Origin of the sequence: Streptomyces populi (assembly GCF_002911015.1) — a bacterium.
Lineage (GTDB): Bacteria > Actinomycetota > Actinomycetes > Streptomycetales > Streptomycetaceae > Streptomyces > Streptomyces populi.
Window position 1 is genome coordinate 1 of the sequence record NZ_KZ627010.1, and the last position, 13,040, is coordinate 13,040.

10 protein-coding genes and 1 pseudogene are annotated in these 13,040 nt (G+C 71.6%); 7 read left to right on the forward strand and 4 right to left on the reverse strand.

Features of this window, described 5'->3' with window-relative positions; translation table 11 throughout:
* Positions 1-70: 70 nt before the first annotated feature.
* Positions 71-930: pseudogene (locus CW362_RS40300) on the reverse strand (alpha/beta hydrolase).
* A gap of 278 nt (positions 931-1,208) precedes the next feature.
* Between CW362_RS40300 and CW362_RS40305 the strand changes: the two are divergent.
* Positions 1,209-2,027: a winged helix-turn-helix transcriptional regulator gene (locus CW362_RS40305; RefSeq protein ID WP_103554554.1), complete on the forward strand. Its 819-nt coding sequence runs from the start codon at positions 1,209-1,211 to the stop codon at positions 2,025-2,027.
* A 23-nt stretch (positions 2,028-2,050) separates the two neighbouring features.
* On the forward strand, positions 2,051-3,073 hold the full coding sequence (locus tag CW362_RS40310) for a LacI family DNA-binding transcriptional regulator (protein WP_078943371.1): 1,023 nt from the start codon (positions 2,051-2,053) through the stop codon (positions 3,071-3,073).
* 114 nt (positions 3,074-3,187) lie between these two features.
* On the opposite strand, the gene CW362_RS40315 is transcribed toward CW362_RS40310, so the two are convergent.
* Entirely contained in the window at positions 3,188-4,945 is a 1,758-nt protein-coding gene (locus tag CW362_RS40315) for a trypsin-like serine protease (protein WP_103554555.1), read from the reverse strand.
* Positions 4,946-5,410: 465 nt separating this feature from the next.
* On the opposite strand from CW362_RS40315, the gene CW362_RS40320 reads away from it, so the two are divergent.
* From CW362_RS40320 to CW362_RS40335, 4 genes are all read left to right on the forward strand, one after another.
* Complete coding sequence (locus CW362_RS40320) at positions 5,411-6,619, forward strand: S1C family serine protease (RefSeq protein WP_103554556.1); 1,209 nt, start codon at positions 5,411-5,413, stop codon at positions 6,617-6,619.
* Between the two features lie 15 nt (positions 6,620-6,634).
* Positions 6,635-6,814 (forward strand): hypothetical protein, encoded by a 180-nt coding sequence (locus CW362_RS40325; protein ID WP_103554557.1) that lies wholly within the window; start codon positions 6,635-6,637, stop codon positions 6,812-6,814.
* A gap of 80 nt (positions 6,815-6,894) precedes the next feature.
* Positions 6,895-7,626 (forward strand): response regulator transcription factor, encoded by a 732-nt coding sequence (locus CW362_RS40330; RefSeq protein WP_103554558.1) that lies wholly within the window; start codon positions 6,895-6,897, stop codon positions 7,624-7,626.
* Positions 7,626-9,095: a HAMP domain-containing sensor histidine kinase gene (locus tag CW362_RS40335; protein ID WP_103554559.1), complete on the forward strand. Its 1,470-nt coding sequence runs from the start codon at positions 7,626-7,628 to the stop codon at positions 9,093-9,095. Before CW362_RS40330 ends, CW362_RS40335 begins: the two co-directional genes overlap by 1 nt.
* Positions 9,096-9,246: 151 nt before the next feature.
* Here the strand turns inward: CW362_RS40335 and CW362_RS40340 are convergent, their stop codons facing one another.
* Entirely contained in the window at positions 9,247-11,043 is a 1,797-nt protein-coding gene (locus tag CW362_RS40340) for a bifunctional metallophosphatase/5'-nucleotidase (protein WP_103554560.1), read from the reverse strand.
* A gap of 421 nt (positions 11,044-11,464) precedes the next feature.
* On the opposite strand from CW362_RS40340, the gene mshD reads away from it, so the two are divergent.
* Positions 11,465-12,391, forward strand: a complete 927-nt coding sequence (gene mshD, locus CW362_RS40345; protein ID WP_103554561.1) for a mycothiol synthase — start codon at positions 11,465-11,467, stop codon at positions 12,389-12,391.
* A gap of 36 nt (positions 12,392-12,427) precedes the next feature.
* On the opposite strand, the gene CW362_RS40350 is transcribed toward mshD, so the two are convergent.
* Positions 12,428-13,040, reverse strand: a 613-nt coding sequence (locus CW362_RS40350) for an ABC transporter (RefSeq protein WP_103554562.1), incomplete at its 5' end; no start/stop codon positions are given.

Here is a 13,040-nt window from a genome sequence, read left to right on the forward strand (position 1 = left end):
TCCTCAATCAGCGATCTGATGTGTTCTGGTGTGTGGTGTCCGCGCACCTGTTTGCGTGAACCCCGCCAGGCTAGCCCGCGTGGGCGGCGCCCCAGTCCCCGATACGGGTGAGCAGGTCGTCGGCGGCCGCGTTCTCGGCGTGCCCCATCCCGTGCTCCAGCCACAGCTCGGCGTGGCCGCCGGAGGCCTCGGCCAGCGCCCGCGGGTGATCGAGGGGGAAATAACCGTCCCGGTCGCCGTGGACGACGAGGAGCGGGGTCGGCGCGATGTGGGGGACGCACTCGACCGGGGACGCCGGCACCGGGTCCCAGTCACGGTGGTGGATACGGGTCCGCAGCCCGACCCGGCCCACGATCCGGCCCTCCGGACGGGTCACCAGCCAGTGCAGCCGCCGCATGGGGGCCGTGCCCGGTAGTACCAGCGGGCCGGGGCGCTCACCGAGACCACCGCGTCCGTACGCGCCCGCGTGCGCCCCTCGCGCTCCCGGGCGGACTCCGGTCCGCCCGTCCCGGACTGCGGTCCCTTCTCCCCGTAGAGCGCCGCGTGCCGCAGCACCACCGAGCCGCCCATCGAGAAGCCGACGGTCACGATCCGGGTGTGCCCGAGTTCACGCGCCCAGGCGACCGCCGCCGCCAGGTCGAGGACCTCGCGGTCACCGACCGTGGAGCGGCCGCCGGAGGCTCCGTGACCACGGAAGGAGAAGGTCACCACCGCCCCGCGACGGGCGAGGACACCGGCCGCGCGACGGACGTGCGGACGGTCCAGATCACCCGTGAATCCGTGCGCGACGATGAACGCGAGGTCACCGGACGACTCCGCTCCGGGGTCGTGGGCCGCGTCGATCGTCACCCCGTCGGCCGTACGCAGAAACCTCCGCGAGGGGGCGCGTGACGCCGTCTCGAGGCGTGGACTCTTGGAAGATCGCGTCATGTGACCTGCCGGACCTGGGCTCATGTGGGCTATTCTGCTGGGCATGAGGACTCGGGCAGAGTAGCCCCCGGGTCCTTTTGTGCTTTCACGAGCGTTGTATACGAAGCGGGAAACCGCAGGTGTACGGGGCTTCGGAGGCGCTGCGGATCCCTGGGATCGCGGGAGCCGCACGTACAGAGCAGTGCCGCAAACGTCCTCGCAGGGACCGAGGAGGAACCAGACGTTATGGGCGAGCGAACCGTGCACGAAGGCAGGACGACCCGAGCGGGTGAGACGCGATGAGCTCTCTTCTGCTCCTGACCAACGCCCTCCAGCCGTCGACGGAGGTGCTTCCCGCTCTCGGCCTGCTGCTGCACAACGTGCGCGTGGCTCCGGCGGAGGGCCCCGCCCTCGTCGACACCCCCGGTGCCGACGTCATCCTGATCGACGGACGGCGTGACCTCCCACAGGTCCGCAGTCTGTGCCAGCTGCTGCGCTCCACGGGGCCCGGCTGTCCGCTCGTCCTCGTCGTGACCGAGGGCGGCCTCGCGGCCGTCACCGCCGACTGGGGCATCGACGACGTCCTCCTCGACACGGCGGGCCCCGCCGAGGTCGAGGCGCGCCTGCGGCTCGCGATGGGCCGCCAGCAGATCGTCAACGACGACTCCCCGATGGAGATCCGCAACGGCGACCTCTCCGTCGACGAGGCGACCTACAGCGCCAAGCTCAAGGGCCGGGTGCTCGACCTCACCTTCAAGGAGTTCGAGCTCCTGAAGTACCTCGCGCAGCACCCGGGACGGGTCTTCACCCGCGCCCAGCTGCTCCAGGAGGTCTGGGGCTACGACTACTTCGGCGGCACCCGCACGGTCGACGTCCACGTGCGGCGCCTGCGCGCGAAGCTCGGACCCGAGCACGAGGCGCTGATCGGAACCGTCCGGAACGTCGGTTACCGATTCGTTACCCCCGAGAAGGTGGAACGCGGCGCCGACGAGGCGAAGGCCAAGGCGGCCCGGCCAAAGCCGGAGGATGCGGACGAGACGGCGCGCCCGGACGGGACCGCTCCCACGCAGGCCGCCGCGCAGCCCCAGGAAGCTGCCGTACGCCCTGCCCAGAGGTAGGTCCATCCGCGTAGACTCCGCGCGTGGCCAAGGTGACTAGGGATGATGTGGCGCGGCTGGCGGGTACTTCCACCGCCGTCGTCAGTTACGTCATCAACAACGGACCCCGGCCGGTCGCCCCGGCCACGCGCGAGCGCGTTCTCGCCGCGATCAAGGAACTGGGGTACCGGCCCGACCGGGTCGCCCAGGCCATGGCCTCGCGGCGGACGGAACTCATAGGCCTGATCGTGCCGGACGCGCGCCAGCCCTTCTTCGGGGAGATGGCGCACGCCGTCGAACAGGCCGCCGCCGAGCGCGGGAAAATGGTCCTGGTCGGCAACTCCGACTACATCGCCGAGCGCGAGGTCCACTATCTGCGCGCCTTCCTCGGCATGCGGGTCTCCGGGCTGATCCTCGTCAGCCACGCGCTGAACGACCACGCGGCCGCCGAGATCGACGCCTGGGACGCCCGTGTGGTGCTCCTGCACGAGCGCCCCGAGGCGATCGACGACGTCGCCGTCGTCACCGACGACATAGGGGGCGCCCAGCTCGCCACCCGGCACCTCCTGGAGCACGGGTACGAGTACGTGGCCTGTCTCGGCGGCACGGCCGAGACCCCCGCGGTCGGCGACCCCGTCTCCGACCACGTCGAGGGCTGGCGGCGCGCCATGCAGGAGGCGGGCAAGCCGACCGAGGGACGCCTCTTCGAGGCCCCGTACAACCGCTACGACGCCTACCGCGTCGCCCTGGAACTGCTCGCCGGACCGCACCGGCCGCCGGCGATCTTCTGCTCCACCGACGACCAGGCGATCGGTGTCCTGCGCGCCGCGCGCGAACTGCGCATCGACGTGCCGGGTCAGCTGGCGGTCGCCGGGTTCGACGACGTCAAGGAGGCGGCCCTGACCGACCCTCCCCTGACGACGATCGCATCGGACCGCTCGGCGATGGCCCGCGCGGCCGTGGACCTCGTCCTGGACGACGGGCTGCGGGTACCCGGCTCCCGCCGCGAGCGGCTGAAGCTGTTCCCCTCGCGCCTGGTGGTACGCCAGTCCTGCGGCTGCGAGTAGCCTCCGGCGGCCCGCAGCCGCCCCTGATCGCCCTCACCGCGCACGACGGCGCAGATCCCCGCGCCCCTGAGGGGACGCGGGGATCTCCTTGTGCCGTACCGGGCCTGGCGGGGCCTAGAACAGCAGGTTGTACTGGTTGAAGCCGGTGCCGAGGCTCTTGCGGGTGCCGAAGAGGCTGCTGGAGGCCTTGTTCGTGCCCGGGTAGAGCCAGAGCGTGCCGCCCGAGTCGCGGGCGATCACGTCGGCGATGCCGTCACCGGTGACATCGCCGTTGGCCACGTACGAGGTGAAGTTCCAGCCCGTACGCGCCTGGACGCGCGCGGAGAACGGGGTCTTCTCGACCTGCGTGCCCCGGTAGAGATACAGGACGCCCGAGCTGTTGCGGACCAGCAGGTCGGCGCGGCCGTCGCCGGACAGGTCGCCGTGACCGAAGATCCTGACGTTCTTCCAGGCCCTGTCGACGATCTTGACGCGGCCGTAGAACTGGCCGGTGCCCTTGCCCGGGTAGAGGTAGACCGAACCGTCGGCGTCCACCGCGACCAGGTCGGGGCGGGCGTCACCGGTCAGGTCACCGGGGACGGCGTACGACTTGTAGCCGCCCCACACCGAGCTGATCTGCATCCACTCGAACTGGCCCGAGCCGTGGTTCATGTAGCTGCGGTAGAGCTTGCCGTCGCCCTTGTCCCGCATGATCAGGTCCTGGTAGAAGTCCCGGTCCAGATCGGCCTGGAGGACCCAGCTCGCGTTCTGCCAGCCGTTGCCCTGGTAGGCACGCGTGGTGAGCGAGGTTCCCTTGCTGTCCTGCTCGAACAGGCCGCCGGAGGGCGTGCGCTCCAGCAGGTCGGCGCGCCCGTCGAACGTCAGGTCCGTGTCGTCGATCCGGGGCTGGGCCGCCCAGGTGTACGAGGACACCTTGGTGAACACCGGGTAGGCGCCCTTGGCGGTGCAGCCGGACACGCCCCAGGAGACGATGCCGACGATCTTGCCGCCGAACATCACCGGGCCGCCGGAGTCACCGTTGCACGGGCTCTTGGTGCCCTCGTCGACACCGGTGGCCGGGGTTCCCGCGCAGAACATGGAGCCCTCGACGAAGTCGTCCTCGCCGAGGACGGTCTTCATCGCGCTGTCGCAGGTCGCGTCGGAGACCAGCGGCAGGGTGACCTTGCGCAGGTTCGCCGACAGGTCGGCGTCCGTGGCGCCCGAGGTCAGACCCCAGCCATAGACGGTGGCGGAGTTGCCGGCCTTGTACGAGGCGCTGTCGCCCGCGGCCGCCAGCTTCGCCCACTGCTGCTCCAGCGGACGGTCCAGGGTGAGGACCGCGACGTCGTTCTGGAGGGTCGAGCTGTTGAAGTGCGGGTGGTTCCACTGGCGCCAGACGCCCGCGACGGTGCCGTTGGTGCTGTCCAGCAGACCGGTGGCACCGGCGACGACCGCGCCGTTGTCCGCCCAGTCCAGACCGGCGACGCAGTGGGCCGCCGTCAGGACCTTGTTCGGGGCGACCAGGGTGCCGCCGCAGAAGTAGCCGGTCCCCGCCGCACTGTCGTAGTAGGAGAGCTGGACCATCCACGGCGCGGAGGAGATCGTCGTCTCGCTGCCGCCGATGATGAACGGCGTCTTCTTGGGCGCGGTGCCGGGGGTCGCCTGGGTCTCGGCGGCCTCGACGACGCGGTGGCGCAGCTCCTTGTCGGAGGCGGTCGGCGCGGGCGCCGCCGTGGCCCGGGCGACGCTCGCGCCGGGCAGGGGGGCCGGGTCACCGGCCGCGGAGGCGGGCTGTGCCGCGAGGGCGCCGGCGCAGGTCAGCGCCAGCGCGAGAGCGGCCGTCGGCAACGCCGTGACGGGGCGTCTCCAACGGTCGCGCAGGGCAGGTATCACTCAGGACTCCTGGTGTGGGTGCGTGTTCCTTCTCGTCAAAGGCCCGAGAAGGGCGTACGACGCACCGGCCCGACCGTCGACGGCGAGCGCGCATCGACATCGGACGTAACCGCGGAGCCCCCCTCCGGCCCGGGAATCGTAGGCATCACCAGCCTCCGGACACACGGCCTTCACAGCGGTCAAAAGAGTGTTCGCCCCCGGCGTTCCGGGACATCACCCGGACGCAACCCGCTGTTCTCCGGAGCGGGACGGGACCACACAGGGTGCGTGGCCGGACACGCGGCGAAAGCGCGGCGCGACCGCCCGGCGCGCATCCCGCGTGGACGCACAGGTGGTTCTCAAGCCGCCCGCAGGGGTCTCTCAGGCAGCTCGCAGGAAGCGTCTTTATATCGGGCATACGAGGTTCTGTCGGGCTTCTCAGAGGCCACTCAGGGAGCTCTCATGATCGGGGGACAGTCTTTTTTCATGACCGAGAGCTTCCGCCGCAGCGGCGAGTACCCCCAGGGCGACCACCACGGGTCCGCGTACCCCGAGCAGCAGTCGCACCCCTCCTCTCCCGTGAACCCCGAGTGGCCCCCGCCGCCGGCGTACGCCCCGGCCGGGCCGGTCCACATCGAGCCGGGCACCACCGTGTGGCCGGGATCCGGTCACGGCGGCGGCGACGGGGGCGGCCACACCGCCGGCCCGTACGCCGGCCACCCCGAGCCCGACCCCGTCGGCTCCACCGCGGTGTTCGCCACGGTGGCTCCCGGCCACCCCGAGCCCCCGGCCGCCCCGCCCGCCAAGCGGCGCGCCAAGGGTCCGTTCGCCCTGCTCGCCGCCGTGGCGATCGTCGCCGCGGCGATCGGCGGCGGCACCGCGTACGCCTTCCAGGAGCTGACCGGCAACGACACCGTCGCCTCCAGCAGCACCAGCACCAACGTGGTGCCCACCAGCCAGCGCGGCACGGTCTCCGGCGTCGCCAAGGCGGTCAGCCCGAGCATCGTCGAGATCAGCGCGACCTCGAACGCGGGCTCGTCCACCGGCTCGGGCGTGATCATCACGACCGGCGGGGAGATCATCACCAACAACCACGTCATCTCGGGCGCCTCCGAGATCAAGGTCCAGCTGAACGACGGCAAGTCGTACACCGCGAAGGTCGTCGGCACCGACAGCAAGAAGGACCTCGCCCTGATCGAGCTGGAGGACGCTCCGTCCGGTCTGAAGCCGGCCACGCTCGGCGACTCCGACGGCGTCCAGGTCGGCGACCAGGTCGTCGCGATCGGGTCCCCCGAGGGCCTGACCGGCACCGTCACCAGCGGCATCGTCTCCGCCCTCGACCGGGACGTGACCGTCTCCACCGACGAGAGCCAGGGACAGCAACAGCAGGGCGGCGGCAACGGCCAGTGGCCGTTCGAGTTCGGCGGCCGCCAGTTCAACGGCGACACCGGCTCCTCCACGACGACGTACAAGGCCCTGCAGACCGACGCCTCGCTCAACCCGGGCAACTCCGGCGGCGCCCTCATCGACATGAACGGCAACATCGTCGGCATCAACTCCGCGATGTACTCCGCCGCCTCGGACTCCTCGTCCTCCTCGTCGAGCGCGGGCAGCGTCGGCCTCGGCTTCGCCATCCCGATCAACACCGTCAAGTCCGACCTGGCCGCGCTGCGGGCCGGCGGTTCCGACAGCTAGGCCCCGGAGGCCGCCATGAAGATCAAGAGCGTCCGGCACACCACCGCCGCGGGGGACGCGTCCGCACTCGGCCTCGCCCTGGCGGTCGCCCGCGAGCTGCACCCGCCCGTCCGGCGCGCCCCCGAACTGGTCCCCGCCGTCTCCCGGCCCAAGCAGCGCCTGGCCTCCGGCCGCCGTCGCACCGTACGAACCTGATCCATTCCGGGACAGCCGAGGAACGTGCGAGGCTGAAAGCACCCGATCACGCCCCATCCCACCCGAGGAACCCGACGCCCATGAGCCCCGCCGAAGGCGACCGTGACACCCAGCGCATCCTGATCGTCGACGACGAGCCGGCCGTGCGCGACGCACTCAAGCGCAGCCTCGCCTTCGAGGGGTACGACACCGAGGTCGCGGTCGACGGCGCGGACGCCCTGGAGAAGGCGATCGCCTACCAGCCCGACCTGGTCGTCCTCGACATCCAGATGCCCCGCATGGACGGCCTCACCGCGGCCCGCCGGATGCGCGGCGCGGGCACCACCACGCCGATCCTCATGCTGACGGCCCGGGACACGGTCGGCGACCGGGTCACCGGGCTGGACGCCGGGGCGGACGACTACCTCGTCAAGCCCTTCGAGCTCGACGAACTCTTCGCCCGCATCCGGGCGTTGCTGCGGCGCAGCTCGTACGCGGCGTCCGCGGGCGCGGTCGCCGAGGACGACGCGCTGACCTTCGGCGACCTGCGCATGGACCTGTCGACGCGCGAGGTCACCCGGGCGGGGCGCCCGGTGGAACTCACCCGCACCGAGTTCACCCTGCTGGAGATGTTCCTGGCCCACCCGCGCCAGGTCCTCACCCGCGAGCAGATCCTGAAGGCCGTCTGGGGCTTCGACTTCGAGCCGTCGTCGAACTCCCTCGACGTCTACGTCATGTACCTGCGCCGCAAGACGGAGGCGGGCGGCGAACCGCGCCTGGTCCACACGGTGCGGGGCGTGGGATACGTGCTGCGGTCCGGTGGCGCGGAGTGATGCGCAGGTTCAGGACCCTGCCCCTGCGCTCACGACTGGCCCTGCTGGTGGCGGCGGCGGTGGCGTTCGCGGTGGCGGCGGTCTCGGTGACGTGCTGGTTCATCGTCCAGGGCAAGCTGTACGCCGAGCTGAACGACCAGTTGCAGTCCTCGGCGACCCGCCCGCAGGGCAGGAACATCGCCGGCACCCTTGAGAACTGCAGCAGCACCCCGAACGCCCCGTCCGGTCAGACACCGCCCGATGCCGGAGGATTCCGGGCCCGGTTCGAGACCTACCTCCAGGTGATCACCGCGGACGGCGGGTCCTGCGTGGCCCCCATCTCACCGGGCAAGATCGAGATCACGAGTGCCGACACCGACTTCGCCGAGAACCCGGTCGCGAACCACGGCAACTTCCGCAACGGCAGCGACACCAAGGGCAATCCCGTACGGGTCCTGACGGTCCCCCTGATCTACGTCAAGCCGGACGGCACGACGGCGATCTACCCGAACGCCGCCACCATGTACGCCGTCCCCCTCAAGGGCACCAACTCCACCCTCAACGAACTGGCCCTGGTGCTCCTGCTCGTCGGCGGCATCGGAGTGATCGGCGCCGGTGCCGCCGGGCTCTGGGTCGCCCGGGCCGGGCTGCGCCCGGTCGACGAGCTCACGGACGCCGTGGAGCACGTCGCCCGCACCGAGGACCTCACCATCCGCATCCCCGTGGACGAGGAGAGCGACGACGAGATCGCCCGGCTGTCCCGCTCCTTCAACTCGATGACCGCCTCCCTCGCCAGCTCCCGCGAACTCCAGCAGCAGCTCATCGCCGACGCCGGGCACGAGCTGCGGACGCCGCTCACCTCCCTGCGCACGAACATCGAACTCCTCACCCGGAGCGAGGAGACCGGCCGCCCGATCCCTCCGGCGGACCGCAAGGCGCTGCTCGCCTCGGTGACGGCGCAGATGACCGAGCTGGCGGTGCTGATCGGGGACCTCCAGACGCTGTCGCGGTCGGACGCGGGGCACGCGGCCGACCGGGTGGAGGTCGTGGCGCTCCGGGACACCGTGGAGGCGGCCCTGCGCAGGGCCCGGCTGCGCGGCCCGGAGCTGACGATCACGGCCGATCTGGAGCCCTGGTTCGTCCGGGCGGAGCCCTCCGCCCTGGAGCGGGCGATCGTGAACGTCCTCGACAACGCGGTGAAGTTCAGTCCCGCGGGCGGCACGGTCGACGTCCGGCTGAAGGACGGCGAGCTGACCGTGCGCGACCACGGTCCCGGCATCCCCGACGACGAACTCCCGCACGTCTTCGACCGCTTCTGGCGTTCCCCGGACGCTCGGGCCCTGCCCGGCTCGGGCCTCGGCCTGTCCATCGTGGCCCGCACGGTCCAGCAGTGCGGCGGCGAGGTGGCGCTGCGTCCCGCGGAGGGCGGCGGCACGATCGCGGCCGTGCGGCTCCCGGGGGCTCCGACGGCCCCGCCCGACGTGCCCTGACCGGCTCCCGGTCGCGAGCGAGCCCCCACCCGGCCGGGTGGGGGCTCGCTCGTCCACGGCACACGGGCCGGTGCGGTCCGGCGGACGGACGCCGGACCGGCCGAGGGGCCCGCCGACGAACCGGCCGAGGGGCCGGGTCGGCGGTCTCCGGTTACTTCACGACCGTGATCCGGTCCGCCGCCGGGACCGGGTACGGCGCCGTGGTCGAGGAGTTGGCCGTCAGGTAGGCGCCCAGGGCCGCCAGGTCGTCCTCGCCGACACGGACGTTGCCGCCCTTGCCGAGCTCGGCGAAGCCGTCGCCGCCGCCCGCGAGGAAGGAGTTCATCGCGACGCGGTAGGTGGCGGCCGGGTCGATCGCGGTGCCGTCCAGCTTGACCGAGTCGGCGACGACACGCGCCGCGCCGGTCTTGGTCAGGTCGAGGGTGTAGGTGAGGCCCTTGGAGATCTGGAGGATCTTCGGGGAGGCCTCGTTGGCGCCGCTGACCTGCTGCTGGAGCGCGGTGATCACCTGTGCGCCGGTGAGGTCGACCAGGTTGACGGTGTTGGCGAACGGCTGGACCGTGTACGCCTCCCCGTAGGTCACCACTCCGTCGCCCTCGCCGCCGCCGGCCGCGTAGGTGAGTCCGGCGCGGATGCCGCCCGGGTTCATGAACGCGAGGTCGGCCTCCGGGTCGACGGACCTGGCGTACGCGAGCTGCGCGTCGGCGATCAGGTCGCCGGCCGGGGACTCGGTGCCGGTGTTGCCGATGTCGCCCGCGATGTAGCCGAGGGGACGTGAGGCGATCGGTGCGGAGAGCGCCTTCCACCTGGTGATCAGCGTCGTCATGTCGGCGGCCTTCGCGACATCGCGCGTGACCACGTGGTTCGCGGACTTCACCGCCGTACGGGCGATGTCACCGGTCCAGCGGTCGTACGTCAGCGTCGTGTCCGTGTAGAGCCGGCCGAAGGAGGAGGCCGAGGTGACCATGCGCGGACGGCCCGCCGGGTCGGGGATGGTGCACGCGTACGCCTGGTGGGTGTGGCCGGTGATCAGCGCGTCCACCGCCGGCGTGACGTTCTTCGCGATGTCGACGATCGGCCCGGAGATGCCGTCGCCGGCGCCGGGGCTGTCGCAGTCGTAGTTGTACGCCGTCGACGCGGGCGACCCGCCCTCGTGGATCAGCGCGACGATCGACTTCACGCCCTGGCGCTGGAGCTCCTTGGCGTACTTGTTGATCGTCTCGACCTCGTCGCCGAACTTCAGGCCCTTGACACCCTCGGCGGACACGATGTTCGGCGTGCCCTCCAGCGTGACGCCGATGAAGCCGACCTTGACGCCGTTCTTCTTCCACACCCAGTAGGGCTTGAGGATCGGCCTGCCGGTCTTCTCGTCGGTCACGTTCGCCGCGAGGTAGGGGAAGTCCGCGCCCTTGAACTTCTTGCCGTCGTAACAGCCGTCCGTCGGGTGGCAGCCGCCCTTCTGGAGCCGGGCCAGTTCCTTGGCACCCTCGTCGAACTCGTGGTTGCCGACCGAAGTGACGTCGAGGTCGAGACCGTTGAGCGCCTCGATCGTCGGCTCGTCGTGGAAGAGGCCGGAGATCAGCGGGGAGGCGCCGACCATGTCACCGGCGGCCGCCGTGATCGAGTACTTGTTGCCCTTGCGGGCGTCGCGCAGATGCGTGGCCAGGTACTCGACACCACCCGCGTCGACGGTCTTCGTCGTGCCGTCCGCCTGTAGCTCCGTGACCCGGCCCGAGGAACCGGTCGGCGGCTCCAGATTGCCGTGCAGGTCGTTGAAGGACAGCAACTGGACGTCCTGGTAACGGCCGCTGCCGTGGTGGTGCGACGGTGTCGCCCCGTCCTGGTGCGCGCTCGCCGGCATCGCGGCGGCCAGCGCCCCGACGGTGGCGAGACCGGCGGCTGCCGCGAGGAGGCGATGAGTGCGTCTGGACCGGATCGTGGGCGGCATGGTTCCCCCTGGAGAACGGTGAGAGGCCGAAACGGTGTGCCGTGCGTGAGCCGAGCGGGTGGTGCGAACCCTGTGCGGGCTGGTGAACAACCCCGGCTTTGCACGCACTTTAGAATCAACGCGCGTAGCGCGGAAGGGGGTTGAGGGTTACGGGCTGGTTGCCATCACCACACCGGGAGCCGACCACCACGTCACCGCCGTCCGCCGGGCACCATCGGACGCGCCTCACCCTCCTGCCCCGGGCCCCGGAGACGCCCCCCCCCCGCCCCCCTGCCCCGGACCGCGGAGACGCCTCGCGGCCTTCCTGCCCCGAGCCGCGGAGACACCCCTCGGCCTTGCCGACTCGTCCTTCCCCGCCACGCCCCGTGTCCACGTCGCCCAACTCCTTGTCCCCCCACCGCCGGGCCGTACCCTCGTATGCATGACCAGCGACGACGCGGCACCCTTCGCCCTCTCCCGCTCCATCGAGGCCTGCTCCGCGCTCTCCCCGGCCCAAGCCGAGGACGTGCTCCGGCTGCTCTCGGACTCCGCCCGGGCCGATGGACAGCAGGCCGTGTCCGAGCAGGGACGGCTTCAGCTGAAGGGCGGGAGCCGAGAGGGAGTCCGCCATCTGCTGCTGACCGTCGGCGGCGAACTGGTCGGCTACGCGCAGTTGGAGGACACCGACCCGGTCGAGGCACCGGCCGCCGAACTGGTCGTCCATCCGGCGCACCGGGGGCACGGGCACGGACGGGCGCTCGGCTCGGCGATGCTCAACGAGTCCGGGAAACGGCTGCGGGTGTGGGCGCACGGCGGTCACTCCGCCGCCCGGCATCTCGCACAGGTCCTCGGCCTCACCCTCTTCCGCGAACTGCGCCAGATGCGGCGCCCGTTGGAGAGCCTCGACCTGCCCGAGCCGAAGCTGCCGGAGGGGGTGACCGTCCGGACCTTCGTGCCGGGCCAGGACGACGCCGCCTGGCTCGCCGTGAACGCCGCCGCGTTCGCCCACCACCCCGAGCAGGGCTCCCTCACCCAGCGCGACCTGGACGACCGGACCGCCGAGCCGTGGTTCGACCCGGCCGGCTTCTTCCTCGCCTTCCGCGACGACGAACTCGTCGGCTTCCACTGGACCAAGGTGCACGCCGAGGAGGGGCTGGGCGAGGTGTACGTCCTCGGCGTGCGTCCCGGCGCCCAGGGGGGCGGACTCGGCAAGGCGCTGACCACGATCGGACTGCGCCACCTCGCCGCCCAGACCCTGCCCACCGCGATGCTCTACGTCGATGCCGACAACAAGGCAGCGGTCTCCGTCTACGAGCGTCTCGGCTTCGTCACCCACGAGACGGATCTGATGTACCGCACCGAGTCCTGAGCCCTCGGTGCGCGAGCACCACTCCGAAGGCCGAGGTCAGCGGCGGGCGAAGACGGCCGTCCGGCGCCGCCGCAGGGGTTCGGCCAGGGAGCGGGCCCCGACCAGCACCGCCACGACCAGGACACCCGCCCAGCGCCGGTGCGCGTCGTCCCAGTGCGGGTCGGACGGTCCGACGAAGAGCGCCCAGCGTTCGGGGAGCAGCAGGGCGGCACCGAAGAACGCGCCCAGGAGCCCGGCGGATATCGCGATCCCCGGTTCGCCGGTCTCCGAGTGCCGCACAGCGACGAGCGCCCAGGCCAGCGCGAGGACCATGAGGGCGGCCGCCTCCAGGCTGATCCCGCCCATCGGGGGCCGGCTCTCGGCGGGCACGAGGAACAGCGCGGCCGTCCAGCACAGCGCCATGAACGGCACGACGAGCACCAGCCGCAGCCCGGTCCGCACCGGACGCCTGACCGGCACCGCGGCCGTGGTGTGCCGGGCCGGGTCGTCGAGCAGGAAGGCCAGCCCCAGCGCGAAGGCGAGGGCGGAGGCCCGCAGCAGGTTCAGACACAACCACGGGTCCGGTGGCTCGGAGGCCGTCGACGCGCAGGCCGGCAGCAGCCCGAGGACGGCGCCTGTCGCCAGGGTCCACAGGGGCAGGCTGCGCCAC